We start from the raw sequence: 18,033 nt of genomic DNA, 5'->3' as shown, positions 1-18,033 counted from the left end.
GGCCACGCCCACCGCCATCGCCAATATGACGGCCGTGACCAAACGCTACGGGCCCTCGCCGATGGCCTTTGTGATCTTGCCCTTGGTCTCGGCCTTCTTTGTCGATATTGCCAACGCCATCGCCATCCAGTTTTTTCTAAATTTCTAGAGCACCCAAATGCCAGACCTCCTGATCGAACTCTTCTCCGAAGAAATCCCGGCCCGCATGCAAAAGCGCGCAGGCGAAGACCTGCAAAAAATGGTCACAAACGGTCTGGTCGAGGCGGGGCTGACCTATGCTTCGGCGGCGGCCTTCTGCACGCCGCGCCGCCTGACGCTGACGGTGGAGGGGCTGCTTGCGGGCAGCCCGACCACCCGCGAAGAGCGCAAAGGCCCCAAGGCCGACGCGCCCGAGAAGGCCATCGAAGGGTTCTTGCGCGGCGCAGGGCTGACCCGCGATCAGATCGAGACGCGCGAAACCCCCAAAGGCGCCGTGCTCTTTGCCGTCATCGAAAAACCGGGACGGCCCGCGGCGGAGATCATCGCAGAGGTGCTGGAGCATACGATCCGCACCTTCCCATGGCCCAAGTCGATGCGCTGGGGCACAGGCACGCTCAAATGGGTGCGCCCGTTGCATTCCATCCTGTGCATCCTGTCGGATGAGGCAGGCACCGATGTCGTCCCCCTGACGGTCGACGGCATCGTCTCGGGCGACCGGACGCAAGGGCACCGTTTCATGGCACCGGATTCGTTTTCCGTGTCCTCCTTCGACGACTACAGCGCCAAGCTCAAACGCGCCTATGTGATGCTGGACCCATCCGAGCGCGCGCAAGCCATCTGGCATGACGCGACCAACCTTGCCTTCGCCTCCGGCCTGGAAGTGGTCGAGGATGCAGGGCTCCTGTCCGAGGTCGCAGGCCTCGTGGAATGGCCGGTCACGCTGATGGGTCAGATCGGCGCCGATTTCCTCGGCTTGCCGCCCGAAGTGCTGCAAACCTCGATGAAGGAGCACCAGAAGTTCTTCTCGGTGCGCAAGCCGGATACGGGCCGGATCGAACGGTTCATAACGGTCGCCAACCGCGAAACCGCCGATAACGGGGCCACGATCCTTGCAGGCAACGAAAAGGTGCTGAGCGCACGGCTGGCCGACGCCAAATTCTTCTGGGAAAACGATCTGCGCGTTGCGAAATCAGACATGAGTGTCTGGACGCAAGCCCTTGAAAACGTGACTTTCCATAACAAGCTGGGCTCACAGGCCGACCGCATCAACCGGATCGCGGCCTTGGCACGCGAACTGGCACCGGTGGTGGGCGCAGACCCGGACATGGCCGAAGAGGCCGCCCGTCTGGCCAAGGCCGATCTCAGCTCCGAAATGGTCTATGAATTCCCCGAACTTCAAGGGCTTATGGGGCGGTATTACATCGAGGCCTCAGGCCGCGACGCCGCCGTGGCCGCCGCCGCACAGGAACACTATTCGCCGCTTGGCCCGTCCGACGATGTACCGACCGCACCGATTTCGGTGGCGTTGGCGCTGGCAGACAAACTCGACACGCTGACGGGCTTCTGGGCGATTGATGAAAAACCCACCGGAAGCAAAGACCCGTTTGCGCTCCGGCGGGCAGCACTTGGTGTGATCCGACTGATCCTGGACAATGATCTGTCTGTTCACTTGGACAGATTTCTCGACGCTCAACTTGTACGTCAAAAAATTGGGATCTATCGCGCCGAAGCGGCGGAAGGAGAGATCGGTACGCTCAAGGACATTCTGGCCGAAATCGCCAGCCGTGGCGTATTCGGTGCAGCGTACCGCGCTGTCGTCGACCGGGCCGAAGTGACGACGGGCAAAGTGACCGAATTGGTCCAAAAGTCAGTTCCGAGCGTATCGTCCGATTTGCTCGCCTTCGCCCATGACCGCCTTAAGGTCTATCTGCGCGATCAAGGCATCCGTCACGACATCATCGACGCTTGTATCAGTATTTCCGATGGCGCACCCGCAGGTGCGACGCCCAACAACGACGACCTCACCCTTCTGGTCAACCGCGCCAAAGCGCTCTCCGAAACCCTCAAAACCGATGACGGCGAAAACCTCATTCAGGGGTTCAAACGCGCCAATAATATCCTCAGCCAGGCCGAAACGGCCGACGGCGTCGAATATTCCTACGGCGCCGACGTCAAATTCGCTGAAACGGACGAAGAGCGCGCGCTCTTCGCTGCCCTCGACGCTGCCGAGGCAATTATCAAACCGGCGATGCAAGCCCAAGACTTCACCACGGCCATGTCCGCCATGGCCACCCTGCGCAGGCCCATCGACGCGTTTTTCGACGCCACCCAGATCAATACCGACAACGCCACGGTACGGCGCAACCGGCTCAACTTGCTCAGCCGCATCCGCAGCCTGTGCCTGAGCGTCGCAGACCTCACTAAAATCGAAGGCTGATCCGGATTTCATCTTGCCGGATAAACTCCGGGGGGAGGCCGCAGGCCGGGGGGGCCGGCCCCCCTTCGGCACGACGCAACCAAGGCTGTGCGGTGTTGCACATCTTGCCAATGCTGCGCGCGCGTCCGGTGCACAGGGGGTGCACGCCCGGTGCACGCTTGGTGCCCCCCTGTCACAGGCCCCCTTTCTCACCTCAAAACGCCTTGTCACGCAATGCGTAGTCCCTATGCTGCGGCCAACACAAAGGTGCTGCAGTGCAGAACAATCCAAACACCACGCTCGTTACCGCGGACGCGCCCATCGCAACACACACCCATGGAGGCCGCGCAAAATGTCTCCAACGGCTGGCACGTCTGGCGCTGCCCGTGCCAACGACCGTGGCGCTGTCCTTTGCCTCCGTGCACGACATAGCCAACGGGCATCTCCCTGATATTCAAGCGATTTTGCGACAATTCCCTGACGATGCGCTGCTCTGTGTGCGGCCGTCCTCCGAGGATCCCGATTGGGGCGGCCCCTCCGCAATCCTCAACATCGGGATGAACCACGCACGGTTCAAAGCGATGTCCGACACGCTCGGCACGGACGCGGCGGCGACCCTGTTCACCCGTTTCGCCCAAAGCTATGCGATCCACGTCGACCGGCTTGATCCGGATATGTTCGACGATATCAGGGGCGAAGGGGTGGAGGCGTTGCGTCAGGTCCTTCAGGCCTATGAAAATGAAACAGAAACCCCATTTCCCGAAACGCGCTCCGCGCAATTGGCCGGCGTTCTGAAATCCATGGCCCGCGCTTGGGAGGGGACCTCCGCACGGTTGCTGCGCCAGGCAAAAGGCGCGCCGGCAGATGCGGGCCTTGGCCTCATTGTCCAGCAAATGGCCTTCGGAATCGGGCAGGGGGAGAGCGGCTCCGGCGTTCTGCAACTGGTGTCATCCAAGACGGGATTGCCGCAAATTACCGGGCGCTATTTGCGCCAAAGCCAGGGGCGTGACGCCCTGCTGGGCGATGCCAGCCTCTACATCACCCGCGACGCGCGCGGCCCGTCGCTCGAAGAGTTGGTGCCCGAGTGTTTTGCCAGCCTGGTCGAGCACGCCAATCTGATGCGCAAAAACCTGCGCGAAGAGATGCAGCTTGAATTTACCATTGAAAACGGACAGTTGCATATTCTGGACGGGGTACGCGTTGCCCGATCCTCCCGCGCAGCCGTGCGGATTGCCGTCCAACTGGCCAGCGACGAGGTCATCACGCGGCAAGAGGCGCTGATGCGGGTCGAGCCGGGTACGCTCAGCGAATTGCTGCACCGTCAGGTCGATCGTCATGCAAAGCGCGACATCCTGGGCTCGGGCATCGCGGCCAGCCCCGGCGCTGCGACGGGGCGTCTGGTGTTTTCCGCCAACGAAGCACAAGCCAGTGCCGCGCGCGGCGAAGATTGCATTCTGGTACGCCGCGAAACCTCCCCCGAAGACATCCGGGGCATGCACGCGGCCAAGGCCATCGTGACGGAACGGGGCGGCGTAACCAGCCACGCGGCCGTGATCGGGCGGGGTATCGGCCTGCCATGCGTGGTCGGTGTCAGTGACATTCGGTTCCAGACGCGCAAAAGCCAGCTTTTGACCAAAGACGGGCGTGTGATACCGGCAGGTGAAATCGTCACCGTGGATGGGACCAATGGCGTTGTGCTGTTGGGGGCGCCCGAAATGCAGGAAGCGGCACTGGACGACGCCTTTCAAACGCTGATGGAATGGGCCGATGCAGAGCGTGACATCGACATTCGCGCCAACGCCGACACACCCGCGGATGCGCAAACCGCGCGCAACTTTGCCGCGCAAGGCATTGGCCTTTGCCGGACCGAGCACATGTTTTTTGAGCCCGGCCGCCTGACGGTCATGCGCGAGATGATCTTTGCTGAAACAAGCGATGACCGCCGCGCGGTCCTTGCTCGCCTATTGCCCATGCAAAGAACTGACTTTACACAACTTTTTCGCATCATGCAGGGTCAGCCGGTCTGCATCCGCCTGTTTGATCCGCCCCTGCACGAATTTCTGCCGACCGACCGAACCGGCCAGCATGAGCTGGCGGATGCACTGGGTTTGCCCCTGTCCGACGTCGTGCGCCGCGTCGAGGCGATGGCGGAATACAACCCGATGTTGGGCTTGCGCGGTGTGCGTCTGGGCATCACGGTCCCCGAGATATACGACATGCAGGCGCGCGCGATCTTCGAAGCGACCATCGAGGCCAGCAAAGATGGTGATCCGGTGGTGCCGGAGATCATGATTCCTCTGGTCAGCGCCCGGCGCGAGGTTGAATTGGTCAAGACCCGTGTAGATGCCATTGCCGCCGCAGTGCGCACCGAATTGGGGGCCGATTTCACCTATCGTCTTGGCGTGATGGTCGAAACGCCACGCGCAGCCTTGCGGGCGGGCGATATTGCCCAGCATTGCAGCTTTCTGAGTTTCGGCACCAATGACCTGACGCAGATGACCTATGGTCTGAGCCGCGATGATGCCGGTCGCTTCATGTCGGATTACGTCCGTCAGGAAGTGTTCGACGAAGATCCGTTTCATTCGTTGGATATCGACGGGGTGGGCGAGTTACTGACGCTCGGTGCCCAGCGTGGGCGCGCAGCGCGGCCGGGAATCACCCTCAGCATGTGCGGCGAACATGGTGGCAATCCCGAATCGATTGCCTTTTGTCGAACCGCTGGATTCGACTATGTGTCATGTTCTCCGTTCCGGGTTCCGGTCGCGCGGCTGGCGGCTGCTCAGTTGGCGATCAGCCACAAAATAAAGTAGAAACGGGATTCGATCCCCGCCATATTTGGGAGGGCTGAAACCTTCGTTCGGCGGTGTTTCGCCCTGTACCTGCGACCTTTTCGCCCCTAAACTAGACCTTTCGGGAAAATTTGTCTAAACGCCTCGCATCGAAACGATCTGGGGTTATCTATGCGCAGCACGATAAAAGCAGCGCTCGCGGTACTATGTTTAGCGGCGAGTCCGGTTTTGGCATCCGACAAGGATGCACCTGATACGACAACTCAGGTCACACAAAACGCCTTTCTGAATTTTCTCGGTATTCCCGCGAAGCATCGGTTGTCTGACGAAACTCCACACGGTGAGGTTGAGTTTGTCAAAAGCTGGATCGACAGTCAACCGAAACCAAGCGGCGACGAGCATTGGAAATGTCTTTCCGAAGCCCTCTATTTCGAAGCCAGAGGCGAAACCGTCAAAGGCCAGTTTGCAGTCGCCGAAGTGATCATGAATCGTGTCGACAGCGCGCGCTTTCCTGACTCTGTCTGCGGTGTCATCAAGCAGGGCACCGGCCGCAAATATCAGTGCCAGTTCACCTACACCTGTGACGGCCATCCCGAGAGGATTGCCGAGCCTCGCGCATATGAGCGTGTCAGCAAAGTGGCCCGTGCGGTTCTGGATGAGCGCGCGCCCGATCTGACCAAAGGCGCCACCCATTACCACACCACCGCCGTGCGTCCAAAGTGGAGCCGTGTCTACACCAAGACAGCATCCATCGGGGTGCATCTCTTTTACCGCCACACGTTCCGCACAGCGTCGAACTAAGCGACGCGATTGACGTTTTCGGGCACTGTGTCGGCGCCTTTGCCACTTTTGCTTTGGTGTGACGGGGCGTAGAAGGGCCGCGACCTGCCCATTGCACAAGGCCCGATCTTATGGCGTCTGAAATCCGTCTCGCATTTTCGCACCCGTCCGAGCGGTCCGAAGCTACTGCCACGTCCGCCCCGCTGGATCGTATTTCGGTGCGCGACCATATTGTCGAGGTCGAGATCGGGGCGTTTCAGGCGGAACGCGGTGTCACGCAGCGGATCTGTTTCAATATCGTCGTCGAAGTGCGGCCGTTGACGGGGCCGATCGATGATGATGTGGATCGCATACTGAGCTATGACAAAGTCAGCGAGGCGATCGCTTATGAGCTGGCGGCAGAGCGTCTCAACCTGTTGGAAACCGTCGCAGAGCGCGTCGCAGACCGCATTCTGCTTGAACCGCAGGCGATGCGTGTTTTCGTGCGTGTTGAAAAGCTGGATCGTGGACCGGGCGCCTTGGGTGTCGAGATCGTGCGCAGCCGTGGGACCGTGCGGCCGACCGCAGCGCTGGAAGAGGACGTATTTCAACCCGAGCTCGTCTATCTGTCCAACGCCGCCATCACGGCACCACATCTGAGTGGCTGGATTGACCAGTTGGAATTGACAGGCCAGCCGTTGATTTTCTGCGTTGGCCCGGCGCCGGTGGTCGCGCCTCAGGCGAGCCATCCCTTGGCGCAACGCCGGATCGATTTGTTGGCCATAGAACAGAACGCCTGGGTGCTGGCTGCCCGCGATGCGCGCTGCAAAGTGGTCGAGACCCGGACCGAGCTGGACTGGGCGATGCGCAATGGCCAGATTTGCGTCTGGGCACCGTCCAAGATCGTGCTGGACGCGGTTGATGGACCATCTGCCAAGGGGGCGGACGCTGTCGCACTTGCGTCCTGGTTTGCCGCCACGTTCGGCGCCCGCGAAATGCTGGTGATCGGCGAAGAGATACCGATCGATGCATCGGTAAACTTGCGGAGCGTGCCCGTTAGTCAGGTCACACTCTGAGCCGCAATATGCGACATTATCTTCGACCACTCTTGCAGGTTGGCCTTGCGCGACCCGCGGATGCGCTGAATTTTGGGGCGTGCTGGTTCACGCATGTCGAGATATTGTCGCGTGGGCGTGCATCGACGGTCATACCCGTGTCTGAAATGAGTGGCGAAGAGCGGGCGCGATTTGGCGCGCGGACCCATTATCCAACACTGATGGGTATTCTCAACACGACGCCGGACAGTTTTTCGGATGGCGGGCAGCATGTGTCCCCTGAGGCGGCGGTCGAACACGGGCACGCGTTGGTCACGGCGGGGGCAGGGATTCTGGACATCGGTGGCGAGTCTACCCGACCGGGGGCAAGTCCGGTGGGCGTAAAGGAAGAGATTGCGCGCACGGCCCCCACGATTGCGGCCCTGCGGTCCGGTGGTCTCACGGCGCCGATCTCCATTGATACGCGCAAGGCGGCCGTGGCCGAAGCAGCCCTTGATGCCGGGGCGACGATGGTCAACGACGTCTCCGGTTTTACCTATGATGCCGATCTTGCTCCGCTTTGTGCCGAACGCGGTGTACCGGTCTGTGTGATGCATGCGCAAGGCGATCCGCAGGTGATGCAGAAGAACCCGACCTATGACGACGTATTGCTCGACGTGTATGACTTTCTGGCGCAGCGCATTTCGGACCTGACGGCACAAGGGATTGCCAGGGAGAACATCATTGCCGATCCGGGGATCGGGTTTGGAAAAACGCTGGATCACAATCTGGCGCTGCTGACCCGGATTAGCCTGTTTCATGCTCTGGGCGTGCCGATCCTGCTGGGCGCTTCGCGCAAACGGTTCATCGGCACGCTTGGCAACGCGCCACAGGCTACCGCGCGGGGGCCGGGCTCCATCGGGGTCGCGCTGGCAGCACTCAACCAGGGTGTACAGATCATCCGTGTGCATGATGTGGCCGATCACGCGCAGGCCATTGCGCTTTGGCGTGCCTCTGTGGCACATCGGCAGGATGAGTAAGCTTTTTGGTACCGACGGCGTGCGTGGCATCGCCAATGCACATCCGATGACCGCGGAAATGGCTTTGCGGATTGGCGCGGCTGTGGGCCGCTATTTTCAACGCGAAGACGCGGGCGAGCACCGTGTCGTGATCGGCAAGGATACGCGCCTGTCCGGATATATGTTCGAGAACGCGCTGACGGCGGGATTGACTTCGACGGGGATGAACGTGCTGTTGTTGGGGCCTGTCCCAACGCCTGCGGTCGGTCTTTTGACGCGGTCCATGCGGGCGGATCTGGGCGTGATGATCTCGGCCAGCCATAACCCGGCCTCCGACAACGGCATCAAGTTCTTCGGCCCCGATGGGTTCAAGTTGAGTGATGCGGTCGAGGCCGAAATCGAAGATCTGGTTGAAGCGGGCGTGGACCCTGTCGCGGCCCCAAGGATTGGCCGGGCCAAGCGGATTGACGATGGCCGGTTTCGCTATGTTGAACGGGTGAAATCCACGTTTCCGCGTCACATGCGGCTGGACGGGCTGAAGGTCGTTGTGGATTGCGCCAATGGTGCTGCGTACAAGGTGGCCCCCGAGGCGTTGTGGGAATTGGGTGCGACGGTGATCCCCGTTGGCGTCACGCCGAACGGCCAAAACATCAACGATGCCTGCGGATCAACGCATCCCCAAGCCGCCGCCGAAGCCGTTGTGGCCCATGGTGCAGATGTCGGTATCTGTCTGGATGGGGATGCCGACCGGGTGATCTTGCTGGACGAAAACGGCCAGATCGGCGATGGCGATCAGTTCATGGGGCTGATGGCCGCCCGCTGGGCCGCGGATGATCGGCTGCGGGGTGGAGCGCTGGTGACGACGGTGATGTCGAACCTCGGGTTGGAGCGATTCTTGCAGGGGCACGGCGTGGGCCTTGAGCGCACCAGCGTCGGAGATCGCTATGTGGTAGAACGGATGCGGCAGGGGGGATTTAACCTGGGTGGTGAACAATCGGGCCACATCGTGATGACCGACTATGCCACCACCGGCGATGGTCTGATGGCGGGGCTGCAGTTTCTGGCGGAGCTGGTGCAATCGGGAAAGCAGGCCAGCGACGTGCTGCATGTCTTTGACCCGGTGCCGCAAATGCTTAAGAACGTGCGCTTTGCAACGGGGCAGGCACCGCTTGAAGCCAAGAGCGTTCAAACTGCGATTAGCGAGGCCGAGGCCCAACTGTCAGGAAATGGCCGCCTTTTGATCCGAAAATCGGGGACCGAACCGCTGATCCGGGTGATGGCCGAAAGTGAAGACGAGGGTATTTTGAGCGCCAGCGTCGATCACGTGGTCAAGGCCGTCGAGGCTGAAGTTTCCGGCTAGGCCGGGCCAGTTCGGTGCGGCGGAATGATCCTGACCGGCGTCGTCATGCGGCAGTTTTCACGCGAGAGTCGCTTCTGATTGAGGCGCAATGACAACAGCGCCTGTCGACCATCCATGTATAGGTCCCAGTCCGGCGCTAGGAAAAATGTTTGCCGCTGCGCTCAATCGGGTTCGGCGCGAGGTGTAGACATGGTTGGATGGATCTTGCAAATGGCAAGAGTTCAGCCGTGGTCACAGTGAGTGTGACGCAATGGCAAACCTGCCCGCATGTGATTTTCAGTTTTGCAACGCGTATTCGCGCGGCATCCTCAAAGTGGATGCCGCGCGAGTTTTGGGTTAGTTCTTGGATTTGTCGACCATCTTGCCGGCCGAGATCCACGGCATCATGCCGCGCAGTTTTTCGCCTGTTGCTTCAATCTGGTGTTCGTCGTTGATGCGGCGGGTTGCCTTGAAGGAGGGCTGACCCACGGCGTTTTCCAACATGAAGTCGCGCACGAATTTACCGTTTTGAATGTCGGTCAGAACCGCTTTCATTTTCGCTTTTGTCTCGTCGTAGGGCAGGATGCGCGGGCCGGAAACATACTCGCCATACTCAGCCGTATTGGAGATCGAGTAATTCATGTTGGCGATGCCGCCCTCATAGATCAGGTCCACGATCAGTTTGACCTCATGCAGACACTCGAAATAGGCCATCTCGGGCGCGTAGCCCGCTTCGACGAGGGTCTCGAAACCCATACGGATCAGTTCGACCAGACCGCCACACAGAACCGCCTGTTCGCCAAAGAGGTCCGTTTCGCATTCCTCGCGGAAGTTTGTTTCGATGATGCCAGACCGACCGCCACCGATGGCGGAGCAATAGGACAGACCGATTTCCAGCGCGCGACCGGAGGCATCCTTGTCAACTGCGACCAGGCAAGGCACGCCGCCGCCTTTGACATATTCGCCGCGTACGGTGTGGCCGGGGCCTTTGGGGGCCATCATGACCACGTCGACGCCCGCTTTGGGCTCGATCAGGCCAAAATGCACGTTCAGACCGTGGGCGAATGCGATGGCTGCGCCTTCACGGATATTGTCGTGGACGTACTTCTTGTAGGTTTCGGCCTGCAACTCGTCGGGCATTGTGAACATGATCAGGTCAGCCCAAGCCGCAGCTTCGGCGATCCCCATGGTTTTCAGGCCTTCGCCGGTCGCTTTGGCGATCGAGGGCGAGCCTTCGCGCAGGGCGACGACCACGTTCTTGGCACCGCTGTCGCGCAGGTTGAGCGCGTGGGCGTGACCTTGGGAGCCGTAGCCCAGAATGGCCACTTTCATGTCCTTGATCAGGTTGATGTCGCAGTCGCGGTCATAATAAACGCGCATGATCTTTCCTCCGTTTTGATGTCTGGCTGCGTTATAGCTGTGTGGTTTCCTGTGGTCAGCGTTGTATTTTGAGTTTATTTGGCAAGATGAAGGATGGATCATGCGTATGAATTTGAAATTCGGTAAAAATCATGCTGGATGACGTCGATCGGCGCATATTGCGTCAGTGGCAGTCTGACCCAACCCTGTCCCCGGCAGAACTTGCCGCGCGCGCGCGGGTGAGCCCGGGGCAATTGGCGCGCAGGCAAGCGCGATTGCGGGATGCAGGTGTGGTCCAGGGGGTTCAGGCCGTCGTGGATTGGGCGGCCCTGGGCTATGCGGTCGAGGTGTCCTTGCGCGTGACATTGGACAAGACACAGCCCCGTGCCTTTGATGATTTTATCGTCGCGGCGCGGGAGGTGCCCGAAGTCATCGAGATCCAGACATTTCTTGGACGTGTTGATGTCCGGCTGTCGGTGATCGCGCGGGACATGGGGCATTACCAACACCTTTACCGCAGCCGCATTCTGAACCTGCCGCATATTGCCGATATCGAGGCACTGATGCATGTGGCGCGGATCAAAAGCGATGAGGCATTGCCGCTGTGATGGATCTCGATGATATTGATCTGACCATCCTGCGGCTGCTGTCAGAGGATGGGACGCAAGGGGCAGGGGCCGTTGGGCGCGCATGCGGTCTGTCCCAGCCTGCTGCATGGCGACGGATCAAGCGGTTGCGCGACAGTGGTGCGATCCTTGGCCTGCGGTTGTGTCTGGATGCGGAACAGCTTGGGTTCGGTGTGACGGTGTTTCTGGGGGTAAAGCTGGCGACGAAGGGGCGTGTGAGCCTGGAAGACTTCGAGCGTGCTGTCAGTGCCATCCCGGAAGTGCAAACAGTCGAGCACGTGCTAGGCCTTTATGATTACAGGTTGCGCGTGGTGGCCCGCGACTTGCCCGATTTTGAACGGGTCTTGCGCCGACGCATCATGACCTTGCCGGGGGCGGGAGAAGTTGAGGCGAATGTGTTGCTGAGCGAAGAGCGCAGACCAGGTCCGCTTGGGTCAGCAGGGTAGGGCTAGCACTGTAACGCCGCCGCTTCGGACTTTGTTAAGCAGCGCTGCGCAGGTTGCAGCCCTTTGAACTGTCCGACCTCAACCAGCTCGGGAAAAATCGATAAAAGCTCATCTTGTTGATCAGTTTCAGTGTTGCGCATGGCGTTGGTCTTGGGTGCGGCAAACAGGCTTTCGGAAGCGCACCCATTTGCCCAGATCACCTCATGACGGGAAAACTGCAGATGCACGTAAGTTATGCGTGCGCACGGCACGAGCGATACTCCTCGGTGCCCGACAAGATGTTTGGCCGCCACGAGGACTTTTGGCGTTTCAAACATCAACTCTATGTCCGGTCCCTGGCACAAAATGCGATGGTTTTGCGACACCATCAGATCACGGGTCGCCCCGAAATGCCCTGCCGCGATACGCACCGGGGCCATCTTGCCAAAGCCGGCGACGGCGTTCCGCATGCTGCTGACCAACTGCTGCGTTCCGTGATGGAGCGTGATGACCCGGTCGCCCGGCCTGAGATCCTCGACCGCGCATTCGCCTGCGGGGGTGCGGATCAGCGTGCCCTTTGCAAAACAGATCGGCGCAGTCACATAGTCGCCGACAAGGAACTGGTTGTTGCCTTCCTCCAGCGGGTCATCGAGATCCCCATCATCGTTGAAATCGAAGTCCTCGTTGCGGTCGATGGTAAGGCCGCCGGGCTCTTGTGCCGCAACTGCCAGATCCTTGCCTGGCGCAATCAGCAATTGGTTGAACGACGGTCCCCCATCCTCCGGCTTGAGCACGTTTGCGTTGAACCGGACATACCCATCGCCCAGACCACTCAGATCGCTTTGGACGGTGGCCGTCTGTCCGGGGTTTTGAGGCGCATAGTTGAACTTGACGATGCCTGCCTGAAAATCGGCAAGGGAGTCATAGACTGTAATGTCAGAGATCACACTGCCGGTGGTGATCTCGTTGCCGCTGGACAGGTTTTCGGCCGTGACCACGACGATGTCGTCATCCTCAAAGGGCTGGTTGCCGCCTGTCACGTTGATTGTTCCTTGCCCGTCATTGCCTGCGCCGCTCGTGGTCCCAACGTTGGCATTGTCCAAGACATCGATGCCATACACGGCAAAATCGGGCATCGGAAACTCCTGTTCAGAATATGCGGTGTTGCAGGTTTGCGTTCGACATAATGCAGTCTGCTTCGAGTTGAAACATCTCGGAAAACAGTTTTTAATGAAAATTTCAACGCACTCCGAACAGGGTTGCCCGGCGCAATCCGCGCTTGTATGCAAAGGCATATTTGCCGTTTGCGATGCATCCCCCTAAACAGGGTGGAAACGTTGGAGAAAAAACCATGCCCGCACTGCTTGATACTGTTGACCCGCAAGGGCTCGAGGAATTCTCCGTTGTTTTCACGGACCGCTCTCTCAACCATATGAGCGGCGTGTTTCAGGGCGTGATGAATGACATCTCATCCATGCTCAAGGAAGTTTATGCTGCCGATGCAGTGGTTATTGTACCGGGGGGCGGCACCTTTGGCATGGAGGCCGTTGCGCGCCAGTTCGGGCGCGGCGCCAATGTGCTGGTCGTGCGCAATGGGTGGTTCAGCTATCGCTGGAGTCAGATTTTCGAATTGGGTGATTTTACCGCCAGCACAACAGTTCTGAAGGCGCGTCAAACCGGGAATTCCGCCCCGTCGCCCTTTGCGCCCGCGCCGATCGAAGAAGTTGTCGAGGCGATCCGGACGAACAAACCAGACATCGTCTTTGCCCCGCATGTGGAAACCAGTGCAGGTGTGATCCTGCCCGATGATTACATTGCGAGCATGGCGGCGGCGGCACATGATGTCGGCGCGTTGGTGGTGCTGGATTGTATCGCTTCGGGCTGCGCTTGGGTGGATATGCGGGGTCTGGGTGTCGATGTGTTGATTTCTGCGCCTCAAAAGGGGTGGAGTGCGTCACCCTGTGCCGGTCTTGTCATGCTGTCCGATCGCGCCGTGGCCCGGATGGAGGAAACGACTTCCGACAGCTTTGCCGCTGATCTCAAGAAGTGGCATCAGATCATGATGGCCTACGAGAATGGCGGCCATGCCTATCACGCAACCATGCCGACCGACGCGCTGCGCGATTTCCGCGATACGATGATCGAGACGAAAGAATATGGGTTTGCCCGGTTGAAAGAAGCGCAATGGGCATTGGGCGACGCGGTTCGGCAAATGTTTGCGGAGAAGGGCATCACATCGGTCGCAGCGGAAGGTTTTGGCGCGCCAGGGGTAGTCGTCTGCTATACCGCAGATCCCGAGGTTCAAACGGGCAAACGGTTTGCGGCAGAAGGGATGCAAATCGCGGCCGGCGTGCCTCTGCAATGCGATGAGCCTGCTGATTTCCGGACCTTCCGAATCGGGCTTTTTGGTCTCGACAAGCTCTACGATGTGCCGGGTACGTTGGCGCGATTGCGCCGTGTCGTGGACCGGGTGCTGTAATCTTGTGACACTACATAAATCTGCCTGTGTGGCGGACCATGGGTCCGCCTTACGGGACGGTGCTGAAACGAGATCGGGTTATGATTGAAAAGCCTCGCGGTAGCGGCATGCCACTGGCAAGCCGATCAGCCACAAGAGTCGCGCAAGGCTGCTCTGACGGCCGCGACCTCCCGGCGTGCCCGTAAGGCGGACGCATCGTCCGCCATTTCCAACACATCCTGAAACAGAACTGGTTGTCACCGATACAAAACAGGTCTGATAGGTTACGGACCGGTCAATGGTCAGGGCGTATCATGTCGTAAGGGCGTGTCATGTCGTCAAATACTGCACGGAAGCGCCTCCTCGCGCCGCACTGAGGCGTTGACCTCAGGAGCAAAGCCGGTCCTTGACCATCGGACCCACACTGCCGAAGTCCATCTGGCCGGTATACTTTGCCTTCAGCACGCCCATCACCTTGCCCATATCCCGGATATTGTCGGCTCCAACCTCGGCAATTGCGGTGTCGACGGCTTTCGCAGAGGCTGCTTCATCCAGTTGTTTGGGCAGAAACTCTTCGATCACACCGATCTCCGCCAATTCGCGTTCAGCAAGGTCAAGCCGACCGCCTTCTTCATAGGTTCGCGCACTCTCGCTGCGCTGTTTTGACATTTTTCCAAGGATCCCAAGCACTTCGCCCTCGTCAACGCCGTCGTCCTGGCCAGCTGCGCGTGCATCGATGTCCTTGTCCTTGATCGCGGCATTGATCAGACGCAGCGTCGACAAACGGGCTGCATCCTTGTCTTTCATCGCCTGCTTCAGAGCAGCCGAAATCCTGTTGCGCAATTCCATCTTATGTCCATCCCCATGGGCAATTTGTAAGCTTGCCACAATAGGCCAACCCAAAAGGCGAGGCAAGAGGAGGCAATTGTACTAAGGCATTGAAATCATGTGATTTCATAAATTACTAAACGTCCTTGACCCCGCATTGCATGAGGCATAGTTTCCGCCACAATTTGCTGCCTCCCATCGCCCTGCCACACTGCGAGAAAGGTCCGCCATGACTGCTCATGCCCCCACCAAACCCACCGCTTGCCTCGCGTTGGCCGACGGAACCTTGTTTTACGGCACAGGCTTCGGCGCGACCGGACAGACTCAGGCAGAGCTGTGTTTCAACACCGCCATGACCGGCTACCAAGAGATCATGACAGACCCGTCTTATGCGGGTCAGATCGTGACCTTTACCTTCCCACATATTGGTAATGTCGGCGTGAATCCAGACGATGACGAGTCGGGCGATCCGGTGGCTTCCGGGATGGTCGTCAAATGGATGCCGACGGAGCCGTCGAATTGGCGGTCTGCGCAAGGCTTGTCCGATTGGCTGGCGGCGCGTGGCCGCATCGCCATTGGCGGTATCGATACACGCCGCCTGACCCGCGCCATCCGGCACGCCGGCGCGCCGCATGTCGCATTGTCCCATGATCCCGACGGGAATTTCGATATCGAGGCACTGCTGGCGGCCGCCCGAGGCTTTGCCGGTCTCGAAGGAATGGATCTGGCCAAGGAAGTGACGTGCGCCCAGTCTTATCGCTGGAACGAAATGCGCTGGGCCTGGCCTCAGGGCTACACGCCCCAGAACGATCCGAAATTCAAAGTGGTCGCAATTGACTATGGCGCCAAGCGCAACATCCTGCGTTGTCTGGCCTCGGCCGGCTGCGATGTGACCGTTTTGCCGGCAACCGCCACCGCAGAAGACGTGATGGCCTATGCCCCGGATGGTGTGTTTCTGTCCAATGGTCCCGGCGATCCGGCGGCGACAGGGGTCTATGCCGTGCCCACGATCCAAAAGATACTGACCCAGGACGTACCGGTCTTTGGGATCTGTCTGGGCCACCAGATGCTCGCCCTGGCCCTCGGCGCAAAGACGATCAAGATGAATCACGGGCACCACGGGGCGAACCACCCGGTCAAGGATCTCGAAACCGGCAAGGTCGAGATCACGTCTATGAATCACGGATTTGCGGTGGATGCTCAAACCCTTCCGGCAGGCGTGGTGGAAACCCACACATCGCTTTTCGATGGGTCCAATTGTGGTATCAAACTTGAGGGCCGTGCGGTTTATTCGGTCCAGTATCACCCCGAAGCCAGCCCCGGCCCGCAGGACAGCTATTACCTGTTTGAGCGGTTTGCGCAGGCGATGCAGGATCGTGCTGCCTGATCTGCCGATCTTAACGCAACATTAACTTACTCAACTCAAAGTCGGGCGTTCCAACAGCGGACACCCGATGAGCGACCCGTTACTCAGATTGCAAGATCCCCGCCCGGTCAAGCGGCGGGGAAAACCGTCCGTTCCGGTCGGTCGCCAGCTGGTGGAAGCTGGTCTGATCTCGACATCGACACTGCTCAATGCGCTGGAACTTCAACGTTATATTGATGCGCCTCTGGGCGAAATCCTCGTGGCCGAAGGGCATGTCAGCCGGTCGGATGTGTTGTCTGCACTGGCTATTCAACACGATACGGACCGAATTGACCTGGAGCGAGATCCGCCAGCCCCGGCGATGGCTGCCGCCTTACCGGCGGCCTTGTGCCAAGCCTTTGGGGCGGTCCCTTGGCGCTGGCTGGGCGGCACACTTCTGGTTGCGACAACACGCCCTGATCGTATGGAGGCCCTGCGCGCGGCTTTGCCTGCCACCGCGCCAAAAATTTTGACGGTCATCGCCGATGCAGATTTGATCAATGTTCAGATTGGACGCTTGTATGGCGCTGAACTTGCACATCGTGCGCTGTCGCGCGTACCCGAACACCTGAGCTGCCGGTCGTGGTCTCCGCTCGCCACACTTGGCGTCTTTGGCGTGGTCGGCATCCTCGGGATCGCAACGCTCAGTATCGCTTTGGTGCCGACATGGGTGGCCACGTTCCTGATCCTGTGCGGGCTGATCACATTGTTGATGACGACCAGCCTCAAGGCGGCAGCGTTGCTGACCCAGATCACTCACCGGATCCCGACCAACACCGAACCACTGCACGATCTGCGCATGCAACGATTGCCCCGCGTCTCTGTCCTTGTCCCCTTGTTTCACGAAGAGCGGATTGCCCAAGCGCTGATCAAACGGCTATCGCGGCTGACCTACCCCAAGGCGCTGCTCGAAGTGGTGCTGGTGCTCGAAGCCAAGGACAGCATCACGCACGCAACGCTCAAGGAGACGACATTGCCGCAATGGATGCGGGTCATCGAAGTGCCGGATGATGGCACCATCACCACCAAACCCCGCGCGTTGAACTATGCGCTCGATTTCTGTCATGGTTCGATCATCGGGGTTTGGGATGCAGAAGACGCGCCTGAAACCGATCAGATCGAAAAAGTTGTGGCGCGGTTCGGGCAGGCCGCCCCTGATGTGGCCTGTGTCCAGGGCATTCTGGACTACTACAATTGCACCCAGAACTGGCTGTCGCGTTGTTTTTCCATTGAATATGCAACCTGGTGGCGATTGGTCTTGCCGGGGGTGGAGCGTTTGAATCTCGTCTTGCCACTCGGTGGAACCACGTTGTTTTTCCGGCGGGACATCCTTGAGGAATTGGGCGGCTGGGACGCGCATAACGTCACGGAAGATGCCGATCTGGGATTGCGGCTGGTGTAGCGCGACAATCTGGATGCGAGGAGCGCATCAATCAGGATGAGAATCCTTGGTCGCGACACTTGAGACGATGCCGTCGTTTTCTATCGCGATCAAGGGTTTTGTGTTTTTGATTGTCGCGGCGCGTCAATCAGCTTGGATGTTAGCCGGTGTCGCTCTTTGAGCTGGGCGCCCAGGCCCCTTTGCTTGTTCGGCGGC

14 protein-coding genes are annotated in these 18,033 nt (G+C 59.5%); 11 read left to right on the top strand and 3 right to left on the bottom strand.

The genetic code is table 11. From position 1 onward, the window contains the following. Nucleotides 1-157: 157 nt before the first annotated feature. The 6 genes from glyS to glmM all read left to right on the top strand — a co-directional run bounded on the left by glyS (nucleotide 158) and on the right by glmM (nucleotide 9,356). Entirely contained in the window at nucleotides 158-2,416 is a 2,259-nt protein-coding gene (gene glyS, locus LC354_RS04895) for a glycine--tRNA ligase subunit beta (RefSeq protein ID WP_223421732.1), read from the top strand. A 254-nt stretch (nucleotides 2,417-2,670) separates the two neighbouring features. Continuing rightward, nucleotides 2,671-5,205: a putative PEP-binding protein gene (locus LC354_RS04890; RefSeq protein WP_223421731.1), complete on the top strand. Its 2,535-nt coding sequence runs from the start codon at nucleotides 2,671-2,673 to the stop codon at nucleotides 5,203-5,205. A gap of 150 nt (nucleotides 5,206-5,355) precedes the next feature. Further along, on the top strand, nucleotides 5,356-5,985 hold the full coding sequence (locus tag LC354_RS04885; RefSeq protein WP_223421730.1) for a cell wall hydrolase: 630 nt from the start codon (nucleotides 5,356-5,358) through the stop codon (nucleotides 5,983-5,985). 110 nt (nucleotides 5,986-6,095) lie between these two features. Continuing rightward, nucleotides 6,096-7,019, top strand: a complete 924-nt coding sequence (locus LC354_RS04880; RefSeq protein WP_223421729.1) for a dihydroneopterin aldolase — start codon at nucleotides 6,096-6,098, stop codon at nucleotides 7,017-7,019. Between the two features lie 8 nt (nucleotides 7,020-7,027). Beyond that, nucleotides 7,028-8,017, top strand: coding sequence for a dihydropteroate synthase (gene folP / locus LC354_RS04875; RefSeq protein ID WP_223421728.1), 990 nt, complete (start codon nucleotides 7,028-7,030; stop codon nucleotides 8,015-8,017). Beyond that, on the top strand, nucleotides 8,010-9,356 hold the full coding sequence (gene glmM, locus LC354_RS04870) for a phosphoglucosamine mutase (RefSeq protein WP_223421727.1): 1,347 nt from the start codon (nucleotides 8,010-8,012) through the stop codon (nucleotides 9,354-9,356). The genes folP and glmM overlap by 8 nt, the downstream gene beginning before the upstream one ends. A gap of 336 nt (nucleotides 9,357-9,692) precedes the next feature. Here the strand turns inward: glmM and ilvC are convergent, their stop codons facing one another. Then, a complete protein-coding gene (ilvC, locus tag LC354_RS04865) occupies nucleotides 9,693-10,715 on the bottom strand; it encodes a ketol-acid reductoisomerase (protein WP_223421726.1) in 1,023 nt (340 codons plus the stop codon). A 131-nt stretch (nucleotides 10,716-10,846) separates the two neighbouring features. On the opposite strand from ilvC, the gene LC354_RS04860 reads away from it, so the two are divergent. Together LC354_RS04860 and LC354_RS04855 are read left to right on the top strand one after the other, a co-directional pair. Then, nucleotides 10,847-11,302 (top strand): Lrp/AsnC family transcriptional regulator, encoded by a 456-nt coding sequence (locus LC354_RS04860; protein ID WP_223421725.1) that lies wholly within the window; start codon nucleotides 10,847-10,849, stop codon nucleotides 11,300-11,302. Continuing rightward, entirely contained in the window at nucleotides 11,299-11,766 is a 468-nt protein-coding gene (locus tag LC354_RS04855; protein ID WP_223421724.1) for an Lrp/AsnC family transcriptional regulator, read from the top strand. Before LC354_RS04860 ends, LC354_RS04855 begins: the two co-directional genes overlap by 4 nt. 2 nt (nucleotides 11,767-11,768) lie before the next feature. On the opposite strand, the gene LC354_RS04850 is transcribed toward LC354_RS04855, so the two are convergent. Next, entirely contained in the window at nucleotides 11,769-12,881 is a 1,113-nt protein-coding gene (locus tag LC354_RS04850; RefSeq protein ID WP_223421723.1) for a Hint domain-containing protein, read from the bottom strand. 215 nt (nucleotides 12,882-13,096) lie between these two features. Between LC354_RS04850 and LC354_RS04845 the strand changes: the two genes are divergently transcribed. After that, nucleotides 13,097-14,224: an aminotransferase class V-fold PLP-dependent enzyme gene (locus tag LC354_RS04845; protein ID WP_223421722.1), complete on the top strand. Its 1,128-nt coding sequence runs from the start codon at nucleotides 13,097-13,099 to the stop codon at nucleotides 14,222-14,224. Nucleotides 14,225-14,590: 366 nt separating this feature from the next. Here LC354_RS04845 and LC354_RS04840 read toward each other — a convergent pair whose 3' ends face one another. Next, the gene (locus LC354_RS04840) at nucleotides 14,591-15,052 is read right to left on the bottom strand and encodes a GatB/YqeY domain-containing protein (RefSeq protein WP_223421721.1); all 462 of its coding nucleotides are present in this window, start codon (nucleotides 15,050-15,052) and stop codon (nucleotides 14,591-14,593) included. Between the two features lie 208 nt (nucleotides 15,053-15,260). Here LC354_RS04840 and carA point away from each other — a divergent pair, with 208 nt between their 5' ends. Continuing rightward, nucleotides 15,261-16,418, top strand: coding sequence for a glutamine-hydrolyzing carbamoyl-phosphate synthase small subunit (gene carA / locus LC354_RS04835; RefSeq protein ID WP_223421720.1), 1,158 nt, complete (start codon nucleotides 15,261-15,263; stop codon nucleotides 16,416-16,418). Nucleotides 16,419-16,485: 67 nt separating this feature from the next. After that, nucleotides 16,486-17,838 (top strand): glycosyltransferase, encoded by a 1,353-nt coding sequence (locus LC354_RS04830; protein ID WP_223421719.1) that lies wholly within the window; start codon nucleotides 16,486-16,488, stop codon nucleotides 17,836-17,838. The last annotated feature ends 195 nt before the right edge of the window (nucleotides 17,839-18,033 follow it).

It is taken from the genome of Tateyamaria pelophila (genome assembly GCF_019966495.1).
In the GTDB taxonomy this organism is placed as follows: domain Bacteria; phylum Pseudomonadota; class Alphaproteobacteria; order Rhodobacterales; family Rhodobacteraceae; genus Tateyamaria; species Tateyamaria pelophila.
Note: the sequence above shows the minus strand (reverse complement) of the source record. Positions and strands in the feature narration are given on the sequence as shown.

Excerpts from the sequence above, each read along its gene's own strand:
- glyS (WP_223421732.1), top strand. The coding sequence starts at position 158 with ATGCCAGACCTCCTGATCGAACTCTTCTCCGAAGAAATCCCGGCCCGC.
- LC354_RS04885 (WP_223421730.1), top strand. The coding sequence starts at position 5,356 with ATGCGCAGCACGATAAAAGCAGCGCTCGCGGTACTATGTTTAGCGGCG.
- LC354_RS04880 (WP_223421729.1), top strand. The coding sequence starts at position 6,096 with ATGGCGTCTGAAATCCGTCTCGCATTTTCGCACCCGTCCGAGCGGTCC.
- folP (WP_223421728.1), top strand. The coding sequence starts at position 7,028 with ATGCGACATTATCTTCGACCACTCTTGCAGGTTGGCCTTGCGCGACCC.
- glmM (WP_223421727.1), top strand. The coding sequence starts at position 8,010 with ATGAGTAAGCTTTTTGGTACCGACGGCGTGCGTGGCATCGCCAATGCA.
- ilvC (WP_223421726.1), bottom strand. The coding sequence starts at position 10,715 with ATGCGCGTTTATTATGACCGCGACTGCGACATCAACCTGATCAAGGAC.
- LC354_RS04860 (WP_223421725.1), top strand. The coding sequence starts at position 10,847 with ATGCTGGATGACGTCGATCGGCGCATATTGCGTCAGTGGCAGTCTGAC.
- LC354_RS04850 (WP_223421723.1), bottom strand. The coding sequence starts at position 12,881 with ATGCCCGATTTTGCCGTGTATGGCATCGATGTCTTGGACAATGCCAAC.
- LC354_RS04845 (WP_223421722.1), top strand. The coding sequence starts at position 13,097 with ATGCCCGCACTGCTTGATACTGTTGACCCGCAAGGGCTCGAGGAATTC.
- LC354_RS04840 (WP_223421721.1), bottom strand. The coding sequence starts at position 15,052 with ATGGAATTGCGCAACAGGATTTCGGCTGCTCTGAAGCAGGCGATGAAA.
- carA (WP_223421720.1), top strand. The coding sequence starts at position 15,261 with ATGACTGCTCATGCCCCCACCAAACCCACCGCTTGCCTCGCGTTGGCC.
- LC354_RS04830 (WP_223421719.1), top strand. The coding sequence starts at position 16,486 with ATGAGCGACCCGTTACTCAGATTGCAAGATCCCCGCCCGGTCAAGCGG.